The following is a 21475-nucleotide window of genomic DNA, read 5'->3' on the forward strand; positions in this document are numbered from 1 at the left end:
TATGAGAGACTGAATAGGTTATGTCAAAATGAATAAAAAACCAACAAAAAATTTAAAGAAAATAATCTCACCTGTTGTATCTTTGAAGCGTGAAAATTGGCTTATCCTCTCAATTTTTTGAACAAGAAAATTTTGGCTCAAAAATTGCATGAATATTTAAAAAATAAAAGGAGGGGTTTTGGAATGCGATATATAATATACACGGTTTATTGAAAGCGTTTTCTGTTTAATTATCAAACTTTACATGGAAATTAGATAGAGAAAGTAGGAGGAATGATAGGTGGGAAAAGTAGTTGGTTTAAAACGTTCATTAGGACTTTGGTCAATTGTCATGCTAGGTGTCGGGTATATGACGCCGATGGTGGGGTTTGATACATTTGGAATCGTTTCTGAAAAAACGGGCGGGCATGTTCCAGGAGCTTATCTTATTGCATTAGCAGGAATGTTATTTACAGCTGCAAGCTACGGCAAAATGGTAAAGGTTTTTCCTACTGCGGGATCTGCTTATACTTATACACAGAAGACAATTAGTACAAGGCTTGGATTTCTTGTTGGATGGTCAGCGTTATTGGATTATTTGTTTTTACCAATGGTAAACGCGCTATTAACGAGGATTTATATGTCCGCACTTTTTCCAAGTGTTCCTTCTTGGTTATGGGTCGTTGGATTTGTCCTACTGATTACACTGATAAATATTATTAGTATAAATGTTACTGCCAATTTCAATACATTCTTAGTAGTGTTTCAAATATTAGTAATGGTTGTGTTTGTAGTTCTTGTTATAAAAGGATTGATAGCAGGAGAAGGAACTGGAGAAGTTTTTTCCATTCAGCCGTTTTTTCAATCAGATATACAAATATCGCCGTTAGTTGCAGGGGCCACAATTCTTTGTTTTTCATTTTTAGGTTTCGATGCTGTAACTACATTTTCAGAAGAAACACCAAACGCGAAGAAGACAATTCCTCGGGCTATTTTTCTTACCGCTTTAATTGGCGGAATTTTATTTATTGTTACTACGTACTTCACACAATCCTTTTTCCCAGATGCATCCGTATTTAAAGATCAAGAATCAGCGGCACCGGAAATCGCGCTATTCGTTGGAGGAAAATTATTTCAAACATTCTTTTTAGTAGGAACATTTATGGGAACATTGGCATCAGGTTTAGCTTCTCATACAAGTGTGTCGCGATTATTATACGTAATGGGGCGAGATAATGTAATCCCGCAGAAGATATTCGGATACATTCATCCGCGCTTGCGAACTCCCGTATATAACATTATTATTGTGGGAATTATTTCACTTTCCGCTATATTTATCGATTTAGAAACAGCAGCATCTCTTATTAACTTCGGAGCGCTTATTGCATTTACATTTGTTAATTTATCTGTAATTGCTTACTATGTTATAAAGCAAAAAAGATATAAAACAGTAAAAGACTTTTTAAATTTCTTAGTTCTTCCTATTTTAGGAGCAGGTACAGTAGCTGTGTTATGGTTTAACCTCAATATTCATTCGCTTATTCTTGGACTTAGCTGGGCTGCAGTTGGAATCGGTTACCTTTTATATATTACGAACATGTTTCGGGCAGCTCCGCCGCAAATGCATTTTGAAGAAGTACAGGAAATATAGAATAACAAAAAACATCGGAATTTTTCCGATGTTTTTTATTTTGGGGATTTTAAAATCATGCAATATTGCATAAGTCATTCAACAATTCATAAGGAACAAGAGAAAATTTGTAAATCAGTTCCAGAGGGAAGGATGAAAAGAGAATATAAACATTATATTTTTACTTGGCACGCTTATTGCTTTATAAAACTAGTAAAAATATATAAATGAGGTGTTATCGTGGCAATTCAGTCAGAAAAAAATATAACTCAATCTATGCAGGGGAAAGTTGAGATTGAAAATCCTTTAGAGGAATTTCAGTCTATATTAAAAGAGGCACTCCAGGTTTTACGTTATCCAGAGGAAGTATTCGAATTTCTTAAAAAGCCGATGCGCTTTTTAGAAGTAAGCATTCCTGTTCGAATGGATGATGGAAGCACAAAAGTATTTCAAGGGTATCGTGCCCAGCATAACGATGCAGCAGGGCCAACAAAAGGTGGTATTCGGTTTCATCCAGATGTTACAGCTGAGGAAGTAAAAGCGCTTGCTGGTTGGATGAGTTTGAAATGTGGAGTAACGGGCCTTCCATATGGAGGGGCAAAGGGCGGGATTATTTGTAATCCGCAGGAGATGAGTTCTAGAGAACTAGAGTTACTTAGTCGCGGTTATGTAAGAGCAGTGAGCCAAATTGTTGGGCCTACTAAAGATATTCCAGCCCCTGATATGTATACAAATGCTCAAATTATGGCTTGGATGCTAGATGAATATGATCATATTAGAGAATTTGATTCCCCAGGCTTTATAACTGGAAAACCATTGATGCTAGGAGGATCACAAGGGCGAGAAACAGCTACTTCTAAAGGGGTATTGTATACACTTCAGCTAGTGAGTGAGCTGAAACATATTTCACTTCAAAATATGCGAGTAATCATTCAAGGGTTTGGAAACGTTGGAAGTCATTTAGCAAAATATTTATATGATATTGGTGTGAAAGTGGTAGGAGTATCTGATGCTTTAGGTGGCATTTACAACCCAGATGGTTTGGATGTTCCTTATTTACTAGAAAATCGAGATTCGTTTGGAGTAGTATCAAACCTCTTTAGTAAAACAATCTCTAACCAAGAGTTGTTAGAAAAAGAATGTGATGTACTCATTCCAGCAGCAATTGGAGGAGTGATTACGAAACATAATGCAGAAAGGCTTGGATGTAAGATTGTAATTGAGGCCGCAAATGGTCCAACAACAAAAGAGGCGATCACAATGTTAGAAGAGAGAGACATTTTGGTTGTTCCAGATATTCTAGCAAACTCTGGAGGTGTTATTGTTTCTTATTTTGAATGGTGTCAAAATAACCAAGGGTATTATTGGACAGAGCAATATGTCGACCAATGCTTAAAGGAGAAAATCACATCTAGCTTTTCTGATGTATTCAATACTTCAAAACATTTTGGAGTAAATATGAAAATTGCTGCTTATATAGAGGGAGTTCGTAAGATTGTAGAGGCATCACGCCTAAGAGGTTGGTTGCATTTTTAACCTTTTAACAAAGGGAGGAATAAAATGAAGCTTGATATTTTATTAGAAGAAATTGAAAGACAACCAATCGGTTATTATTGTATCGTGTCGAATTGTCATCGATATGATATAGCCGTTACGTATTCACAGCAATTTTTGGGAAAAGCAATGGTTACTTCTATTCAGAATGGAAGAATGATTTTATTAAGTCAAGAAGATATTGAACAGGAACAATATTGGGCACCTAAGTTAGGGATTGAAGGAGAAGATGTAGAAGATTTTCGAAATTTTTTCCATATGGTTCTTCAGTCACAAACATTGGCAGAACAATATTAATAGAATAAAAGAAGGGAATGATATTTTAGGGGTTTTTTCCATATGATTCCTCAGTCACAAACATTGGCAGAACAATATTAATAGAATAAAAGAAGGGAATGATTCATTTTGTATTATGAGATCGTTACGAGCCCGTGCTATGGAACGGTTGAAAAAGTGTCTATTGATAAGGACTCCCGAATTTACGAATGGGAACCACTGTTTGCTATTAAAGATATGAATGGGCAGCTGGAAGTAATTAAAATGGGATGTAGTGGAGAAGTACAATCTTTAGAAGTAGAAGCAGGAGATAAGGTAATTCCAGGGATGGTATTAGCTTATATTCAAGAAGATATTTTAATTAGTGGTAGTGATTAATTAGAGAACAAAAAGGAAGATGGAAGCATTCATCTTCCTTTTTTTAATAAATTTAAAGGAAAAAAGTTTATTATCGGATTAATTAAAAAAATCTGTTTTTAGTGATACAATACAAGTTAAGTAGTTCAAAGGAGGGGTAGCGGAATGTTTTCCATTGCTCATAAAAAAATTAGGCAGATTGTTTCTCTACCTATTGATCAACCTGAAAAGGAATGGAATATAGATGTTAAAAATATAACAGAACCTTTTCTGTTTTTAAAAAGGGAAGATCAATTATTTGCATACGTCCATGTGAAGGATCTGCTATCAAGAAATGAGGGATTAACTGCCCAAGTATTACTTTCAAATGCTGTTTCACTAGATACAATCTGTCACCTTAGCAAAATTATTTCCTTAACAGCTCTCTTTCAAATTATTGGGGCGCCTATTGCAATTGTGAAAAATGAAATAGGAGAGTTAAAAGGATATATAAGAAGAGAGGATGTTTTTGCAGAATTATTTAAGCAAGAAAATAAAAGTGTAGATATACTAAAAATCATTTTAATGTCTATTCCTATGGGGATTTTTGTGGTAGACCGGGAAAAGAAAATTGTAAATTGTAATGAATCTGGTTTAAAGATGATCAAGTCTACTTCTGAAAAAGTACTGAATGTACCAGCAGAACAGATTTTTAGTGGGGAACATATTAACAATGTATATGCAACGGGAAAAACGATTTTAAATCAGTTACAAATAACAAATGAGATGGGAGTATTAGTTGATTACAGTCCGATTCCTAGTCTCGATCAAAGTATTGAAGGACTGGTTATTATTGTACAAGATTTACCAATGGTTGAGGAAATGGCCATGGAAATTGAATATATAAAGGATTTAAATAAAGATTTAAACGCAATCTTATCTAGTATTTATGATGAAATATTAGTAGTTAATCCTAAAGGAGAATTAATTCGTTATAGTGAAACCATTATCAATGATTTCTGGGGAGGAGATTTAAAGGATCTTTTAGGGGAAAATCTTTTAGATTTAGAGCGAAAAGGTTTATTTAGTCCATCTGTTACTCGTTTGGTACTCGAACAAAAGAAAAAGGTATCGATTGTACAAGAAACAAAAAGTGGCAGAAAAATATTAGCGGTTGGAAACCCTGTGTTTAGTGAAACCGGTGAACTGCATCGTATTATTATTGCATCAAGGGACATTACAGAGGCAACGAGATTAAAGACGGAATTACATGAGATGAAAAAGATATCTGAACAATATAAGAAGGAATTGGACAATTATAAAAATAAAGATCGTTTTCTTAAGAAACTTATTTATTGTAGTCCGAAAATGGAACAAATTATTAATCAAGCTAAAAAAATAGCTGATTTTTCTTCTAATGTTCTTATTTCTGGAGAATCGGGTGTTGGAAAAGAAGTAATTGCCCAAGCAATTCATCAACTGGGAAATCGATCTTCAAAGCCGTTTTTAAAATTAAATTGCGGTGCAATTCCAGAATCATTATTGGAAAGTGAACTGTTCGGATATACGAAAGGTGCTTTTACCGGTGCTGATAAAAATGGAAAGGAAGGATATTTTAAGCGAGCGGATCAAGGAATTTTATTTTTGGATGAGATTGGAGAAATGCCTTTACATTTGCAAGTGAAATTACTTAGGGTGTTACAGGAGCAAGAAGTAATTCCAATCGGAAGCACAGTACCTACGAAAATAAACGTTCAAATTATTGCGGCCACAAATAAAAGTCTCGAAAAAATGGTGGAAGCTGGTACGTTCCGTGAAGATTTATTTTATCGCTTAAATGTAATTCCACTGCATGTTCCCTCGTTAAGGGAACGAATGGAAGATGTTCCAGTACTCGCATTTCATTTCTTACAACAATTAAATGAAAAATATAATAAAAACTACCATTTAACTCCAGATGCAATGAATTTACTAGAATTTTATTCATGGCCTGGAAATGTACGAGAATTACAAAATATGATTGAACGTTTAGTAGTATCAGCAGATGAGCCAGTTATTGAAGCTGAATTTGTTAGCAAATTTTTAACCCTTGGTTATGACTTTAAAAAATCAAAGCCAGTTATTACAAGGGTCTTACCATTACAAGAAGCATTACATTCTGTAGAAGAGCAATTAATCTTACTTGCGATGAAGCAGTATAAAACAACGACGAAGGCCGCAAAAGCTCTTGGAATTAGTCAATCTTCGGTTAGTCGTAAATATCAAAAAATCATGAATGAAAAGGAAATAGCAGTTGATACAATTTCATATTTCTAAAAGAGAAAGGGGAAGTTTACATGAACTACTCCTTTCTCTTTGTTATCCCGCATTAACGGGCAGTAAGTCCCCCACCTCAAGATTGAGAGAGAAGCGAAGAAGATAGGTGGGGGATAACTGCCCGTAAAAGCCCGATTGGTTCAACTAACCTTTTGGAGAAGAGCGCTCCAAAAGGAAGTTTCACTTTATTTTTGTTGTAATTATGCAAAATGTAATAACTTATGCAAAAACGCATAAGTTCATATGTTTTATTTGAAGAAATAGTCAGTTTTTGTATGATTACTTGGTATTTTAAATGTTGGCACAATTATTGCTTATATAATATATGAACGATCGACAAAGGGGGATTATATAAAATGCTAGATTTAAAAATGTATCTAAATGGTGAATGGAGAGAGTCTAGTAATCAAGAGAAACGACCTATTATTAACCCTGCGAATGGCAAGGTTATCGCATATGCGCCTGAAGGAACGATCGAGGATGCAAAAGAAGCAATAGAAGTGGCAAGAGCGACTTTTGATAGCGGAATTTGGTCAGAAACATCCGCGGCTGAAAGAGCATCTTATTTATTTAAAATAGCAGATGAAATTGATAAAAATAAGGAAGAACTTACACGTCTTGAAACAATGGATAATGGAAAAACACATCGCGAGGCAGAAGGTGATATTGGGGATGCGGCAGCTTGCTTCCGTTATTATGCTGGGCTTATTACAAAACCAGATGGACAAACATATCATGTAGCTGATCCAATGCAAGCTATGGTAGTCAGAGAACCAGTTGGTGTTTGTGGATTAATTGTTCCTTGGAATTATCCGTTATTAATGAGTGTATGGAAAATTGCACCTGCTTTAGCGGCTGGAAATACGATTGTATTTAAACCGTCTGAGGTTACACCAATCACTGCAACGAAGTTATTTGAAATTTTTGAGGAAATAGAATTACCAAAAGGTGTTGCAAATATGGTAATGGGTGCCGGACCAACAGTAGGAAATGAAATTGCGGCGAGCGGTAAAGTGGATATGGTTTCTTTTACAGGTGGAACGAAAACTGGAAAGCACATTATGAGAACAGCGGCAGATAATATGAAAAAGATTTCGCTAGAACTTGGCGGAAAATCTCCAAATATTATTTTTGCAGATGCAGATTTTGAAACAGCGGTCGATTATGCGTTGTTTGGTATTTATGCGGGTACTGGACAAGTGTGTTCAGCAGGATCAAGAATTCTTGTACAAGAAAGCGTTTACGATAAATTTGTTACTCGTTTCGTAGAACGTGCAAAGCAAATTAATGTTGGACCTGGTGATAACCCAGAATCAGAGATGGGACCACTTGTAAGTCAAGAGCATATGGAAAAAGTATTACGATATATTGAGATTGGGAAAGACGAAGGAGCAGAAATTGCTTGCGGAGGAAATCGTATTACAACGGATGGAAAAGGTGATGGTTTCTTTATTGAACCAACAGTCTTTGTCAATGTAAAACCTGATATGCGTATTGTGCAGGAAGAAATTTTTGGTCCTGTTGTAGTTATCCAAAAGTTTAAGGATGAACAGGAAGCAATTGAGCTAGCAAACGGTACAGATTACGGTTTAGCTGGAGGTGTATTTACAGTTGATGGCGCAAAAGCGATGCGCGTAATCCGCAAGCTTCGCGCAGGGATTACGTGGATTAATAGTTATCATCCAACATACAACGAGGCGCCTTGGGGCGGATATAAGCAAAGTGGTATCGGTCGTAGTTTAGGAACGTTTGGTTTAGAAGAATTCCAAGAAATTAAGCAGATTAATATAAATCTAGAAGTAGAACCAATTGGTTGGTTTGCAAATAAAAAGACTATAGGAGTGAAATAAATGGTGACGAATGTAGAAAGTAAATTCAATGAGCAGGATGTAAACAATTCAAATGTAAATGATTATATTACGAAAGTACTGCAATTAATTGAAAAAGAAAAGGTCTCCGAAGAAGAGGCTAACTGGATTCAAAAAGAAACAGTAGATGGATTTAGAGAGCATGTCAATCCTGGTTTTCTTGCATATAGAAAAACAGTAACAAAAGATGGGCAATTTGCAGCAGTAGAATGGTCTGATGAAGGATCTTGTTTTATGGATATCAATGGTAAAAAATATATTGATTGTTTAGGTGGATTCGGAATTTATAATGTTGGACACCGTAATCCGAAAGTGGTAAAAGCTGTAACGGATCAATTAAAGCGTCAAGCATTGCATAGTCAGGATTTACTAGATCCACTTCGTGCGATTCTTGCAAAGATTTTAGCAGATATTACACCTGGTGATTTGAAATATGCTTTCTTTACAAATAGTGGTACAGAAAGTGTGGAGGCGGCATTAAAACTAGCAAAAATGTATAGTGAACGAACAACTTTCATTTCAACAACACGTGCCTTCCACGGTAAGAGTCTTGGATCTTTATCTGGAACAGCAAAAGGAATGTTCCGTAAACCATTTTTACCATTAATTCCAGGTTTCCGTCACGTTCCATTTGGCGATATCGAGATGATGAGAAAAACATTTGAAACATGTGCATTAGTAGGGGAAGATGTTGCAGCTGTTATTTTAGAACCAATTCAAGGAGAAGGCGGTATTATTTTACCTCCAGAAAATTATTTAAAACAAGTAAGAGAACTCTGTGATGAATTTGGATCACTACTCATTTTTGATGAAGTGCAAACTGGAATGGGACGTACAGGGAAAATGTTTGCTGCAGAATTATATGATGTAGTACCAGATATTATTTGTCTTGCGAAGGCATTTGGCGGTGGTGTAATGCCAGCAGGTGCAATTGTTGCTAAAGAAAAAGTATTTAAAAGTTGGTTTGAGAACCCATTCATGCATACAACAACATTTGGTGGAAATCCACTTGCATGTGCTGCTGCAATTGCAACAATCCATGTATTATTGGAAGACAAATTACCAGAACGAGCTGCGGAAGTTGGGGAGTATTTCTTAAACGGGCTGAAAAGGGCTGCGGAAGGACACGAAGACAAAGTATTTGAAATTCGTGGTCAGGGTTTAATGATTGGTATCGAATTCCATAAAGATGAAATTGGTTATGAGGTATCGAAGGCAATGTTTGACCGAGGCATCCTTGTTGCAGGAACGTTAATTAATTCAAAAACAATTCGTATTGAACCGTCTCTTACAATTAGTTATGAAGAAGTAGATATGGTAATCAATACTTTCGAATCAGTGTTAGCACAAGTAAAAGTACAATAATCATTCCATATAATAATGTGTAAAAACAAACCAGTAAAACCACCATGCTTATGTTCGCTCTAATTGGTTTTACTGGTTTTTACTATAGGAGGAGAAGGGGTTGGAGGGAGCATTACACGGAATCAAAATTATTGATTTATCTCGGGTTCTTGCCGGTCCTTTTTGTACGATGATTCTCGGTGATTTGGGAGCGGAGGTAATAAAAATTGAGAATACTGGAAATGGCGATGATACGAGAGGATGGGGACCGCCTTTCGCAGGAGGAGAAAGCGCTTACTTTCTTTGTGCGAATCGTAATAAAGAGTCGCTTACATTAAATTTAAAATCACAAATGGGAAAGGATGTTTTGAAAAAACTTGTTTCTCATGCTGATATCGTTGTACAAAATTTCAAGCCTGGAACACTTGAGAGAATGGGACTTGGTTATGACGTGTTACAAGAGGTGAAGGAAGATATTATTCTAGCTTCTATTAGCGGTTTTGGCCAAAATGGTCCTGCTTCACCTCTTCCTGGTTATGATTATATGATTCAAGCTATGAGTGGGCTTATGAGTATAACAGGAGGAAAGGATGAAGAGCCTGCAAAAGTAGGAGTTGCGATTGCAGATGTGCTGACAGGTCTTTTTACGTGTATTGGGATTTTAGCCGCTTTGCAGCACCGAAATAGAACAGGAGAAGGGCAAGAAATTGATATTTCTTTATTTGATTCACAATTAGCGGCATTAGTAAATGTAGCAAGTAATTATTTGTGTACAGGAGAATTGCCAGAGAGACTTGGAAACCAGCATCCGAATATTGTTCCGTATCAAGTATTTCAGGCGGAGGATGGAGATCTTGTTGTTGCAGTTGGAAATGATGAACAGTTTCATAAGTTTTGTTTGTTACTTGGTAGACAAGATTTATCTCGTTTAGATCGCTATAAAACAAATGCAAATCGTCTTTTGCATAGGGAAGAACTTGTAGATATTATTGCAAAAGAAATGAAAAAGAAAAAGAAAGAGGACTGGAAACAACTTTTGGATGAAGCAGGGATTCCAAATGGACCAATTCTCAACGTGAAGGAAGCATTAGAAACAGAGCAGGCAGTTTCGAGAGATATGACAATTCATATGGAACATCCAACTATTGAAAATCTTACACTTGTAGGTTCACCATTAAAACTTGCAAAGACACCAGTGCGGATGCAGAAACATCCGCCACTTCACGGGGAACATACAGAACAGATTTTGAAAAACCTGGGGTATTCGCAGGAAAGCATTACGGAAATGAAAAAAAACCAATGGATATAGGAGGCAGTACAAATGAATTTTTCTTTAACAGAAGAACAACAAAGTGTCAGAAAAGTAGTGAGATCATTTGTAGATAATGAAATTATTCCATACATTAAAGAATGGGATGAAAAAGGACATTTTGAAGAAAAGATCTTGAAGCGTTTAGCTGAGTTACAGTTTATGGGCGTTTGTATTCCAGAGCAATATGGCGGTGTTGGTATGGATTATAATACGCTCGCTATTGTTTGTGAAGAATTAGAACGTGGTGACACAGCTTTCCGTACAGCTGTATCTGTACATACGGGATTAAATAGCATGACACTTCTTCAATGGGGAACAGAAGAACAAAAACAAAAGTACCTTGTTCCACAAGCGAAAGGTGAAAAAATTGGGGCGTTCGGTTTAACTGAACCAAATGCAGGATCAGATGTTGTTGCTATGCAAACAACAGCGGTAAAACAAGGCGATTACTACGTATTAAATGGATCTAAAACATGGATTTCTTTATGTGATGTTGCAGACCACTTCTTAATTTTTGCAAAAACAAATCCAGAATTAAAGCACCGCGGTATTTCTTGTTTTATCGTAGAACGAACATTTCCTGGGGTATCGACAAAAGCGATAAAAGGAAAGCTTGGTATTAGAGCGGGTAATACAGGAGAGGTATTTCTAGATGATGTGAAAGTGCCGGTGGAAAATCTTCTTGGAGAAGAGGGAGAAGGATTTAAAATTGCAATGGCATCATTAGACAATGGCCGTTTTACAGTAGCGGCAGGGGCGTGTGGGCTCATTCAAGCAAGTTTAGAAGCAAGTGTAAAGTATTGTGAAGAGCGTAAAACATTTGGAAAAGAAATTGGAAAACATCAGCTTGTACAGCAAATGATTGCGAAAATGTCTGCGAATCTTGAAATATCACGTTTATTGGTCTACAAAGCAGGATGGTTAAAAAATGAAGGGAAACGTAACACACAGGAAACATCTTTAGCAAAATGGATTGCTTGTGATGCTGCATTTGAAGCTGCAAATGATGCAGTGCAGGTGCACGGTGCCTATGGATATTCGAATGAATTCCCAGTAGAACGATATTTACGAAATGCAAAAGCTCCAGTTATTTACGAAGGAACACGTGAAATTCATACGATTATGCAAGCGGAATACGCACTTGGATATCGTTCTGATAAGGAGCTTCGTAACATGTTACCGAAGTGGCCTTTTGAAGAAAATGAAGCAGAAATGGTAACGAAATAAAGTGAAACTTTAATCAGTGGGAGTTTCTTCATCCCCCACTGATTATTAGCCCTCACCAATCGGGCTTTTACGGGCAGTTTATCTCCCACCTAACTTCTTTAGAAAAGCGGAAGCGGCTCGCTCAGAATCGCAGGACGTTGGAGCCTAAGGCGGAGAGGTGCTTTTTGCCTCGTCTGAGGGGGCGAAACGACCGGAGATTCTAGCCGCTAGAGCTGGACAACGAAGAAAAGCAGAAGTGGCTCGTTCAGAATGTGAGGGGGATGGAGCTTCTGACGTAGGGGTGTTTTTTACCTCGTAGGAAGAAGCGAAGCCACCGAACATTCTAGCCACTGGAGCTGGACAATGCTTTCACCGAATTTTGAGGTGGGAGTAGTATTGCCCGCGAATAGCGGGATAAAGTTAAGAAGAAATTAACTTAATCGTATTAAACGATTTACGTACAGATACGAAAAACCATGATTTCTTCTCTGTAAAAGCAACGAGTGTTGAAAAATTATCTGATGATATTATTTTTGAGTTTTAATATAGTAAGTTGAAGAACAAGGTTGTCTCAAAGAAGGAGATAGCCTTGTTCTTCATTTAGTAAGTAAAATGTATAGTTTACATAATATTTTTATCAAATTTCATTATTTGGGTTTCTTTTTTATCAACTTTTATATTTGTTATAATAACGCCGAATATAGTTATTATCCCTCCTATTATTGATAAAACAGTGGGAATTTCTCCAATCCATATCCAAGAAATAATAATTGCTAGAGCGGGTGTTAAGTATAAAGAAGTTGTTGCTTCGGATGTCCCTATACGTGATATGATATAAGCTAGAGCAAAATAAGGAATCATAGTAGGAAAGAGACCTAAATAGACAACACTAAGTGTTGTTTCTATAGATGAATGCATAATTCTTTCTCCTAACCCTGGGAGAAAGAAAAGCATGAAAAATGTACCAGACCAAATTGTATAGGAAGTAAATGCAAGAAACCCGTATTTATTTAAATATCGATTTTGAAATACAAAGTATATGCTTTCTGAAAAGGATGCTAGAAGAATTAACAAAACCTCGCTATTGAGCGTAAAATGACCATCTTTTCCTAATGAAAGAATAGCGACACCACAAAAGCTAATAATAGATCCAATCCAACCACGAAGCCCAAATCGTTCATGCAGGAATAAAGCAGCTAATATGGATGAAAAAATGGGAGAGGTAGAAACGAGCAGGCTTGCGGTACCTGCGTTAATAGTTGCCTCTCCGGCACTTAGGGCTACATGGTAAACAGTAAATCCTAGCAAACCTAATACGAGAATAATAGGGATATCCCTCCATTCTGGTAGTTGCATGCGAGTCAATATAGCGAAGAAGATAAGTGCTAGCGAAGCGATTAATAGGCGAAGCAAAACTAAATGCTCAGGATTATAGGATTCTAATCCGACTCGTATGGCTGGAAAAGCGGAAGCCCAAAGAAAAATTGTAGATCCATAAGCAGCTATGATTCGAAAATCCCATTGTTTCTTCATATTTTCACATCCTTATCATGTTAATTGATTATTATCCAGCTATTCGTGGGCAGTAAGACCCACACCTCAAGATTTAGAGAGAAGCGAGGAAGATAGGTGGGGGAATGCGCCCGATTGGTGAGAGCTTTCCATCAATGTGGGATGAAAAAAGTCACCACTGATGGAAGTTTCACTTTATGTTAATAAGGATTTAGTAAAATGTCTTCAACCAATTGTATTGTTTTAAAAACCAACCAATTGTAGGTGATTTTGATGGAGAAGGAAAATAGGAAGTTAAGTAAATCATCACACCTCCCGTTATATCAACAAGTTGTTGTTTATATAAAAAATAAAATTATGAGCGGGGAATGGCCAATAGGAAGCAAACTTCCGACACAACGTGAGCTAGCTAAATGGTTTGGAGTAAATCGAAGTACAGTTGTTACAGCTTTAGAAGAATTAAAAGCGGAAGGTTTAATTGAGGGAAAAATGGGTGCTAGTACAAAAGTAGTCAATAATACATGGACATTACTAGCAAATACTGCTCCTCCTGATTGGAATAAGTTTGTAAAAACAGGGTTTTATAAGCCGAATCAATCGATCGTACAAGAAATTAATAAAGCAGATTCAGATTTAAATATAATCCAATTAGGGAAAGGGGAGCTTTCTTCTGAATTATTTTCTGTAGAAAATTTAAATACGGTTATGCACCGTTGTATAAACCGTATTGACTCTTTAGGATATGAAGTGCCGAAAGGGCTTTTACCATTACGTCAAGAATTAAGCAAATATTTAAGTACAATCGGGATAACTTGTTCTCCTGACTCCATTTTAATTGTTTCAGGTGCTTTACAAGCACTGCAACTCATTTCAGTTGGACTTTTACGACAAGGATCAACTATTCTTCTTGAAGAACCATCCTATTTGTATTCTCTACATATTTTTCAATCAGCAGGAATGAAATTTTCTAGTCTTTCAGTAGATAATCAAGGATTAATACCAACTAATATTGCTGCAAAAAAACAACGAAATCAGTCGATTATATATACAATTCCTTCTTTTCATAATCCAACAGGTATTGTCATGTCAGAGAAGAGACGAAAAGAGCTTTTGCAAGTATGTGAAAAAGAGAATCTTCCCATTATAGAAGATGATGTTTATCGAGAATTATGGATCGATACTGCTCCGCCTTTACCACTAAAAGCAAATGATAGACATGGACAAGTTTTATATATTGGTAGTTTTTCTAAAACATTGAGCCCTGGATTAAGAATAGGATGGCTTGTTGGTCCTGAGCCTGTTATCGATCGTTTAGCTGATATTAAAATGCAAATTGATTATGGGTCCAGTTCATTATCACAATGGGCAGCTACTGAATGGCTGTCAAGTGGTTTATATACTCAACATCTTGAAACGGTTAGAGTAAACCTCACTATTCGTCTCCGTACAATGTTAGAAGCATTAGAGAAATATTTACGAGGAATTGCAACCTGGAATATTCCTAAAGGGGGCTTTTTTATTTGGGTAAAAATTCTTCCATCTATATCAATGCAAAAACTTTTTGAAGCAGCGCTTGACGAGGGCGTATTATTTTATCCAGGAAATATATATAGCTCAGTATGCAATCAATATTTGCGATTCTCCTACTCTTATGCATCTTTGGCAGATATAAAACAGGGAATTTACCGTATTTCTCAAATTGTTAAGAGGTTAATATAATTTTATATATTGTTTTTTTATATGAAAAACCTTATTAAATCGTTAGAAGATGAATTTGGGGGCTATTACAGGGGTAGTTATTATAAAAAATGCGCTCCACGTGAAATAAAAATGGAAGACTTTATTATGTTCGCGGAGTAAAATATGTAAATGATTGTTACATTTACAACAATCTTTGGAAGTGGGTTAGCACCTCACACAATTACAGAAGAATTTCCTAAAAGGGCAATTAAACAATTATTAATTTATCCAAGGAAGCGGCTTACAGTAGTATTGTCTTCTAGCTGTTTTACTTATTGCTTCAAGTGCATCGTTTCAAGAACGGGAATTTATTTTCTGCGGTTATCGGATGAGATAAAAACAAATTGATAAATAAAAGAAGAGATTACAGCATATTGATACTATAATATAAACATATCATGGTGGAGGTGTTTTCTATTAATCTTGCATTTTCGCGTATTCGACTTCGCAGTTTTTTTGGATGGATGATTTTAGGTGCGGTGGCTACATATCTTCCATTAGGCATAATAGGTGCTGAAAGTAGTTCATTTGAGTTTGTTTCAGAAACATTGGTTTTCTTTGTTTTTCCATTACTTTGGTTATTTTATAAGATGAGAAAACATAACGCAGTATTTAGAAGTTTTTTTGATAAACCAGCATCAATTCCATGGGCGTTAATTTTGATTGCTACGGCTATGGGAATGATTTTTGCATTTGGTATGTCTTTTATTCAGTTTTACATATTAGCTCAGCTGATTCCTGATTTTCTAGTTGATTTATTGAATGATGGCAATGTTATTGATATGAGCACTACTTTTACAAAGATTTTTAGTGTAATTTCAGCTTGTATATTTGCACCAATTATGGAGGAAGTGATTTTTCGAGGCTTTTTCTTAAATCGAATGGCGTATAAATGGGGGCTGAAACGTGCTATTATCGTTTCTTCACTTATTTTTGGATTCGGGCATATAGATGTGATTGGTGCGTTTTTATTTGGCGTAATCATGTGCCTGTTATATATTAAGACGAAAAGCTTATGGACCAATATCATTGTGCATGCTTTAAACAATAGTGTTGTTAGCATCATTCAATTTAGTGATAGTAGTAGTGCACAAGAAACAGTGAAAATTGCTGATCTACAAGCGCAAAGTAATTTATGGATTGGTTTAGCTATTATTATCATTAGTTTATTATGGCTTGTTCCCTTTATTCGTAACAATTGGCGCACAGTAAAAGAAGTTGGATTGCCATCACTACGAGTGATTCAAGAGGAAAAACAAGCTAATTGGATTGCACAGCAAGCCGCATATAGCCAAGTTGTATTAACAGAGCGCTATATGGCTGTCGAATTGCCTGATGAGGCTGTCAATCATTTGTGTTTAGAAGAACGTGATTACGTAAAAGTGGAACTAGTTGATGATATGATTGTGATCAAAAAAGCAGATGAAAGAGAAAGGCTCTCCTAAAGGGAATACGGAGAGCTTTTCTCTTTAGTAAATAAGTATTTCTACGTGGAAATTGTTTCCGTTTTTTATATATTTAATATCTGTTACAGTACGTACTTGCTTTAAAATTTCTACTTTTTCACCGATTCTCGGAATAGTTGGAACATTGTCCCAGATACCAAGCAAATCATCCATTGTCTTTGTTTTTTCGTAAAACCAAATTTTCACCGTGATGCCCCTTTCTTATTTTGTATTTTAATACATGATAATACATTTTTATTCTTTTTGTAAGGGGTTTTTACGTATTTTTTGAATGAATTTAACAAAAAAAAATTTCATTCGGGAAAGCCATGTTTAATATTAGGTGTTAATGACATTTCTGGACCGTCACAATAAGTCTGCAACACTTGTTACAGCTGAAGAAGTTTTAAATTGCTTATATAAAGGTTGTAGTAAAGTTTCACTTTAATATTATAGTAAGAAAATAAAGAATAATTTTATAGAAAAAAATAAGAATATTTTGTATAATTACATTACAATAATTTTGAAAACAGGGGTGGCAACGTATGGCACATATTCCAGAAAAAAAACTAGAAACATTATTAGCATTAGCTGATCATGATAAACAAAAACAAAAAGAATTTTACGAAACATTGTTAACAACATACGTTTATGTTGCAGGGACAGTTGATATTGAAGAAGGAGATTCACAAGGAACAGTGCATTTACGTTATTTCCAAGGTGATGGAAGATGGATTTTACCATTCTTTACACAGCTTGAATTTTTACAAGCCGTACTGCCTGAAGATGTGCCTGTTATTACGATTCGTGGAAAAGAATTATTTGAGAACATTGATGCTGAAGCAACGGCAGTCTTAAACATTGGTACAGATCTTGATAAAACATTTACACCTCCAGAAATTGCTGATATTGCTTCAAGAAGAATTTTTAATTATTATCTATAAAGTACCGTTACCATTTTTCCTTTGCGTCATATAGTATTAGTAGCTTGACCAAGGGGGGATGGACATAGATGGCTGACAATAATAACAATAATAATAACAACAACTGCTGCTGGGATAACTTGTACAATTGGAAAAACCGTAATAACAACAATAATAATAACAATAATAACAATAATAACAACAATAATAATAATAACAAAAACAAATACAACTGTTGCTGGAATCACTGGAATTACTGGAATTACAGAAATAACAACAATAACAACAATAACTGAATGGAAAAAGGAGAAGCAAAAAGCTTCTCCTTTATTATTTCTATACAAATTTCCCTCGCATTAACGAGAAATATGAGATTCCCCCTTCAAGATTCAGAGAAACCGAAGAAGATTGGTGGAGGATGAAGAAGCCCACACTGATGGAAGTTTCACTTAATACCAGATGATATGGAAAGTATTTTTTGTTGTCCATTTATTGTAGCAGGAACGCCAAGAGGCACTCCTATGTTTGACTTTATATGCCCAATTGGTAAGCCGCTTAAAAGAGGGATATTATAAGATGTAATGTGATCATGCAGAATGTCAGAAATAGATAAAGATGGCTTTGTAGATGTACAGTTGTGACAACTTGCAAAGATAACGCCAGCACACTGTTCAAATTTTTTTCCTAAGCGTAATTGATTTAACATGCGATCAATACGATACGGTTCTTCTGCAATTTCTTCTAATAAAAGTAGTTTATTTTTTGTATCGATTTCGTAAGGTGTACCGAGTGTGCTTGTAATTACAGCTAAATTGCCCCCTACAAGAGGAGCTGTGATAGAACAAGAGAAAGAATGAATAAATTCTACTCCTTCCAAAATAATAGAGTACGGATGGAAGAGTTGTTTGAAAAAGGAGAAAGAGAGAGAATCAAGACCCTTTCCAACTTCCTCCATCATGGGACCATGGAAAGTAACGAGTTGTGAGAATTGTCCAAAAGCAATATGTAGGGCAGTAATATCGCTATACCCCCAAAAGATTTTTGGATTATCTCGAATTAGTGCATAATTAATATAAGATAAAAGGCGACCAGTACCATATCCACCTCTTGCGCAAAAAATAGCTTTTACATATGGATCTGCAAAGGCTTTGTGTAAGTCATGAACACGAATCGCATCATCTCCGGCTAAATAGCCTCGTTTTTCTTGTACGCTCTGTCCAATTATAACGACCAATCCTATTTCCTCTAATTTCTGCTTTGCTTGAAGAATATGCTCTATAGATGGTGGACCTGCTGGAGCAATGATCATAACGGTATCTCCGTATTTTAATGGTTTGGGATACTGCATCAAATTTCCCCACCCCCCTTTCTTTCACTATATTCGCTTATAGGATATTCAATCCTTGTGAAAAGAAGGAAATCATTTGGCATGACAAGAAAGTATAAGAGAAAGGGGAGAAGAAAAAATGTTCCATAGTCGAGTATGCGAGAAATTGGAAATTACATACCCTATTATTCAAGCTGGGATGGCAGGAACAATTGTAACCCCAGAGCTAGTAGCAGCTGTATCTAATAGTGGAGGGTTAGGTACATTAGGTGCAGGATATATGAGCCCTGAACAAATCCGTTTAGCTGTACGTACTATTCGTCAGTTAACTGATAATCCGTTTGCGGTGAACTTATTTATTACAAAAGAAATGGAAGTTGACGAAAAACAAGTAGAAGAGGCACAAAATCTGTTAAAGCCCATTCGAGAAAAATTGCAATTGGGAATAGCAAAGCAAACGTTACAGCTGTCGAAAAGTTACAAAGAGCAGCTACAAGTTCTTATTGAGGAGAATGTTCCTGTTTTTAGTTTTACTTTTGATACACCAGAACAGGAGGAGATAGAATTATTAAAAAGAAATGGCATAAAAGTAATTGGCACGGCAACGAATGTAGCAGAAGGGAAGATATTGGCTCATTTAGGAGTAGATATTATTGTTGGGCAAGGAAGTGAAGCAGGGGGACATCGTGGAACATTTGTAGGAAAAGAACAAGATTCTATGATTGGAACAACTGCGCTTATTCCACAGCTTGTTGATGCTGTTCCGCATATTCCAATTGTGGCGGCAGGTGGGATTATGGATGGACGGGGAGTAGTGGCAGCCTATGCACTTGGTGCAGAAGGGGTACAAATGGGTACAGCATTTTTAACATGTTATGAAAGTATAGCCCATGAGGCGCATAAAGAAGCAATTATAATGAGTACAGACCAAAGCACGACAATGACTCGTGCATTTTCGGGTAAATATGCGAGAGGGATTCGAAATACTTTTATTGAACAATTGGAAAGTAAAGAAGGAAAATTTCCTGTATATCCAATTCAAAATGTATTAACAACAGAAATTCGCCAAGCAGCAGCGATACAAAATAATCGCCAATATATGTCGCTTTGGGCAGGACAAGCTTCTGCTTTAGCCAGAACAGAAGAGGCGCAGCAAGTTATAATGCGAGTGATTAAAGAAGCGAAAGAGACATTAGAAAGATTACAAAGTACAATCTATATATAAAAAAGAACGCTTGAAAATTCAAGCGTTCTTTTTTAGTTACTCTCATAAAATTGCTGAATTGCCTCATCGACATATACCCAGCCTTTCCAACCCAAATGCATAGTATCTTTTAAGAAATACTTATCATATTCATGGCTTGAAAAATCTGCAACTGGGAATCCAGCTTTTTCAATTTGTTCATTTATTTTTTTATAGTATACATCACGTCGTTCTTTCGGGAATCCAGCATAATCATACCATGGGCCATTAACTGGAACAGAAATGAATAATGGTTTTGCATGCTGTTGTTTTAAAATGTCTAAAACTAATTGGAAATCGTCATATTCTGGCGATTCATCGAATGATTCATTTGCTCGATATCCTTTTAGACGTTTTAATTTATCCTTAATCTTTTGGTCATAGTAGCGATCTTCAATGCCGAATGGATTCGTTTGAGATTCTACTTCGCCAGTTTTTTCTGCATGGTTACGAATATCGTTCCATGCAAGGGATTTTAATTCAGCATCTGTATGTGTTTTTCGCGGTTTAATATCAAACATTGATGTAACTAAATCTTTACGATCTAAAATGTTACGATATACATACGCAAATGGTTTTGCCGCCGCTGCTTTCACTTTATGTTTTGTATCGTCATATACGATTCCTTCTAAAGAAGTTTTTAGGAGTGTATCTTTACGAACAATTTCAAAACTTAATAAGCGGTTTGCGATTTCTTTTTTCGTCTCAGGCTTTAATTCATCATTAAAGATGAGATGGTACGCTTGCTGAGATGAAAAGTTTGGCGCAAAATGAACTTCGTCTAGCCCTTGTTTTACAAACCATTGCGGTGAAAGGACGAAGACAATTTTGCGATCTTTTAACTGATCCATTGACGATGCTAGATTTAACACATGAGTAAGACTTTGTGTTCCACCGCGACCGATAAGAAACGGAGTAAATTCTTCATTTTTCACTTTAAAGTAGTTAGATGGATGATATACATCTAACCGAGAAAATTCCGATGAACCGTACATCGGAAGGTATTTTGGATCTTCTAGCGCTTTTTGTTGCAGTGCAATGCCCTGGAACATTTCTTTGTTTAAAGATGTTGAGGCATCGTTGACCTTTTGCTCCCCGATAAGTGGTAAGAGGAAGCGTGATGGAATAAGTAACACCACGCAAAAAAGAGCAAATGCTAGAAGCATCGGGCCAAACGTTGGTTTTTTCATCGCATATCTTCCAGTTTCTTAACAATCATGTTTGGCGTTGCCCATTCGTCACGATCAAAGTCAGAAATAGGCACTTCAATACCTAAACGTTCTTGAAATTCTACTAATAAAGATACTGTACCGAAAGAATCAAGAATACCTTCTTCAAATAATTGTACATCTGTATTTTCTTTTACAATATCATTTTCACATACTTCTTCTAAAATATCTAATACTTGATCTTTAAATTCAGCCATTGTGTATTCTCCTTTATATCCATAATGTATGATGTGTA

19 protein-coding genes and 2 pseudogenes are annotated in these 21475 nt (G+C 36.0%); 15 read left to right on the plus strand and 6 right to left on the minus strand.

Translation table 11 applies throughout. The features are described from left to right. Positions 1 to 280 precede the first annotated feature (280 nt). The 10 genes and pseudogenes from NKR74_RS06650 to NKR74_RS06695 form a co-directional block, all read left to right on the plus strand. Positions 281 to 1630, plus strand: a complete 1350-nt coding sequence (locus NKR74_RS06650) for an APC family permease (RefSeq protein ID WP_098309555.1) — start codon at positions 281 to 283, stop codon at positions 1628 to 1630. Positions 1631 to 1849: 219 nt separating this feature from the next. Continuing rightward, entirely contained in the window at positions 1850 to 3145 is a 1296-nt protein-coding gene (locus NKR74_RS06655; protein WP_375337655.1) for a Glu/Leu/Phe/Val family dehydrogenase, read from the plus strand. Between the two features lie 24 nt (positions 3146 to 3169). Continuing rightward, a complete protein-coding gene (locus tag NKR74_RS06660; protein WP_098309554.1) occupies positions 3170 to 3460 on the plus strand; it encodes an SAV0927 family protein in 291 nt (96 codons plus the stop codon). A 108-nt stretch (positions 3461 to 3568) separates the two neighbouring features. Then, positions 3569 to 3817, plus strand: coding sequence for a biotin/lipoyl attachment domain-containing protein (locus NKR74_RS06665; RefSeq protein WP_253629048.1), 249 nt, complete (start codon positions 3569 to 3571; stop codon positions 3815 to 3817). Positions 3818 to 3961: 144 nt separating this feature from the next. Next, a complete protein-coding gene (locus NKR74_RS06670; RefSeq protein ID WP_253629049.1) occupies positions 3962 to 6091 on the plus strand; it encodes a sigma 54-interacting transcriptional regulator in 2130 nt (709 codons plus the stop codon). 356 nt (positions 6092 to 6447) lie between these two features. Continuing rightward, positions 6448 to 7941 carry an aldehyde dehydrogenase family protein gene (locus NKR74_RS06675; RefSeq protein ID WP_098309551.1) on the plus strand — a complete coding sequence of 498 codons (1494 nt, stop codon included), beginning with the start codon at positions 6448 to 6450 and terminating at the stop codon, positions 7939 to 7941. After that, positions 7942 to 9324 (plus strand): putrescine aminotransferase, encoded by a 1383-nt coding sequence (locus NKR74_RS06680; RefSeq protein ID WP_098309550.1) that lies wholly within the window; start codon positions 7942 to 7944, stop codon positions 9322 to 9324. A 100-nt stretch (positions 9325 to 9424) separates the two neighbouring features. Continuing rightward, entirely contained in the window at positions 9425 to 10612 is a 1188-nt protein-coding gene (locus tag NKR74_RS06685) for a CaiB/BaiF CoA transferase family protein (RefSeq protein WP_253629050.1), read from the plus strand. Positions 10613 to 10624: 12 nt separating this feature from the next. Continuing rightward, the gene (locus NKR74_RS06690) at positions 10625 to 11842 is read left to right on the plus strand and encodes an acyl-CoA dehydrogenase family protein (protein ID WP_098309548.1); all 1218 of its coding nucleotides are present in this window, start codon (positions 10625 to 10627) and stop codon (positions 11840 to 11842) included. A 403-nt stretch (positions 11843 to 12245) separates the two neighbouring features. Next, positions 12246 to 12365, plus strand: a pseudogene (locus tag NKR74_RS06695) (class 1b ribonucleoside-diphosphate reductase subunit beta); the annotation flags it as partial. A 77-nt stretch (positions 12366 to 12442) separates the two neighbouring features. Here the strand turns inward: NKR74_RS06695 and NKR74_RS06700 are convergent. Continuing rightward, positions 12443 to 13354, minus strand: a complete 912-nt coding sequence (locus tag NKR74_RS06700; RefSeq protein ID WP_253629051.1) for a DMT family transporter — start codon at positions 13352 to 13354, stop codon at positions 12443 to 12445. Positions 13355 to 13606: 252 nt separating this feature from the next. On the opposite strand from NKR74_RS06700, the gene pdxR reads away from it, so the two are divergent. The 3 genes and pseudogenes from pdxR to NKR74_RS06710 all read left to right on the plus strand — a co-directional run bounded on the left by pdxR (position 13607) and on the right by NKR74_RS06710 (position 16518). Continuing rightward, on the plus strand, positions 13607 to 15052 hold the full coding sequence (pdxR, locus tag NKR74_RS06705; RefSeq protein ID WP_098309546.1) for a MocR-like pyridoxine biosynthesis transcription factor PdxR: 1446 nt from the start codon (positions 13607 to 13609) through the stop codon (positions 15050 to 15052). 150 nt (positions 15053 to 15202) lie between these two features. Next, positions 15203 to 15331: pseudogene (locus NKR74_RS24000) on the plus strand (ABC transporter permease); the annotation flags it as partial. Between the two features lie 158 nt (positions 15332 to 15489). Next, entirely contained in the window at positions 15490 to 16518 is a 1029-nt protein-coding gene (locus NKR74_RS06710; protein ID WP_253631096.1) for a CPBP family intramembrane glutamic endopeptidase, read from the plus strand. 24 nt (positions 16519 to 16542) lie between these two features. On the opposite strand, the gene NKR74_RS06715 is transcribed toward NKR74_RS06710, so the two are convergent. Further along, on the minus strand, positions 16543 to 16725 hold the full coding sequence (locus NKR74_RS06715) for a DUF3913 family protein (protein ID WP_098309545.1): 183 nt from the start codon (positions 16723 to 16725) through the stop codon (positions 16543 to 16545). 338 nt (positions 16726 to 17063) lie between these two features. On the opposite strand from NKR74_RS06715, the gene NKR74_RS06720 reads away from it, so the two are divergent. Beyond that, a complete protein-coding gene (locus tag NKR74_RS06720) occupies positions 17064 to 17462 on the plus strand; it encodes an SseB family protein (RefSeq protein WP_098309544.1) in 399 nt (132 codons plus the stop codon). A 26-nt stretch (positions 17463 to 17488) separates the two neighbouring features. On the opposite strand, the gene NKR74_RS06725 is transcribed toward NKR74_RS06720, so the two are convergent. Both NKR74_RS06725 and NKR74_RS06730 read right to left on the minus strand, forming a co-directional pair. After that, entirely contained in the window at positions 17489 to 17785 is a 297-nt protein-coding gene (locus NKR74_RS06725; protein WP_253629053.1) for a hypothetical protein, read from the minus strand. A 101-nt stretch (positions 17786 to 17886) separates the two neighbouring features. Beyond that, a complete protein-coding gene (locus tag NKR74_RS06730; protein ID WP_253631097.1) occupies positions 17887 to 18789 on the minus strand; it encodes a S66 peptidase family protein in 903 nt (300 codons plus the stop codon). Positions 18790 to 18907: 118 nt separating this feature from the next. Between NKR74_RS06730 and NKR74_RS06735 the strand changes: the two genes are divergently transcribed. Continuing rightward, on the plus strand, positions 18908 to 19993 hold the full coding sequence (locus NKR74_RS06735) for an NAD(P)H-dependent flavin oxidoreductase (protein WP_253629054.1): 1086 nt from the start codon (positions 18908 to 18910) through the stop codon (positions 19991 to 19993). 32 nt (positions 19994 to 20025) lie between these two features. Here NKR74_RS06735 and dltD read toward each other — a convergent pair whose 3' ends face one another. Both dltD and dltC read right to left on the minus strand, forming a co-directional pair. Beyond that, complete coding sequence (dltD, locus tag NKR74_RS06740) at positions 20026 to 21201, minus strand: D-alanyl-lipoteichoic acid biosynthesis protein DltD (protein WP_098309541.1); 1176 nt, start codon at positions 21199 to 21201, stop codon at positions 20026 to 20028. Beyond that, the gene (dltC, locus tag NKR74_RS06745) at positions 21198 to 21437 is read right to left on the minus strand and encodes a D-alanine--poly(phosphoribitol) ligase subunit DltC (RefSeq protein WP_098309540.1); all 240 of its coding nucleotides are present in this window, start codon (positions 21435 to 21437) and stop codon (positions 21198 to 21200) included. Before dltC ends, dltD begins: the two co-directional genes overlap by 4 nt. Positions 21438 to 21475 lie beyond the last annotated feature (38 nt).

The sequence above is a fragment of the Bacillus sp. 3103sda1 genome (genome assembly GCF_024159135.1).
GTDB classification, from domain to species: domain Bacteria; phylum Bacillota; class Bacilli; order Bacillales; family Bacillaceae_G; genus Bacillus_A; species Bacillus_A rhizoplanae.

Coding starts and splice junctions, on each gene's coding strand:
- NKR74_RS06730 (WP_253631097.1), bottom strand. CDS start 18,789: ATGCAGTATCCCAAACCATTAAAATACGGAGATACCGTTATGATCATT.
- NKR74_RS06700 (WP_253629051.1), bottom strand. CDS start 13,354: ATGAAGAAACAATGGGATTTTCGAATCATAGCTGCTTATGGATCTACA.
- NKR74_RS06675 (WP_098309551.1), top strand. CDS start 6,448: ATGCTAGATTTAAAAATGTATCTAAATGGTGAATGGAGAGAGTCTAGT.
- NKR74_RS06735 (WP_253629054.1), top strand. CDS start 18,908: ATGTTCCATAGTCGAGTATGCGAGAAATTGGAAATTACATACCCTATT.
- dltD (WP_098309541.1), bottom strand. CDS start 21,201: ATGAAAAAACCAACGTTTGGCCCGATGCTTCTAGCATTTGCTCTTTTT.
- NKR74_RS06680 (WP_098309550.1), top strand. CDS start 7,942: ATGGTGACGAATGTAGAAAGTAAATTCAATGAGCAGGATGTAAACAAT.
- NKR74_RS06690 (WP_098309548.1), top strand. CDS start 10,625: ATGAATTTTTCTTTAACAGAAGAACAACAAAGTGTCAGAAAAGTAGTG.
- NKR74_RS06670 (WP_253629049.1), top strand. CDS start 3,962: ATGTTTTCCATTGCTCATAAAAAAATTAGGCAGATTGTTTCTCTACCT.
- dltC (WP_098309540.1), bottom strand. CDS start 21,437: ATGGCTGAATTTAAAGATCAAGTATTAGATATTTTAGAAGAAGTATGT.
- NKR74_RS06720 (WP_098309544.1), top strand. CDS start 17,064: ATGGCACATATTCCAGAAAAAAAACTAGAAACATTATTAGCATTAGCT.
- pdxR (WP_098309546.1), top strand. CDS start 13,607: ATGGAGAAGGAAAATAGGAAGTTAAGTAAATCATCACACCTCCCGTTA.
- NKR74_RS06660 (WP_098309554.1), top strand. CDS start 3,170: ATGAAGCTTGATATTTTATTAGAAGAAATTGAAAGACAACCAATCGGT.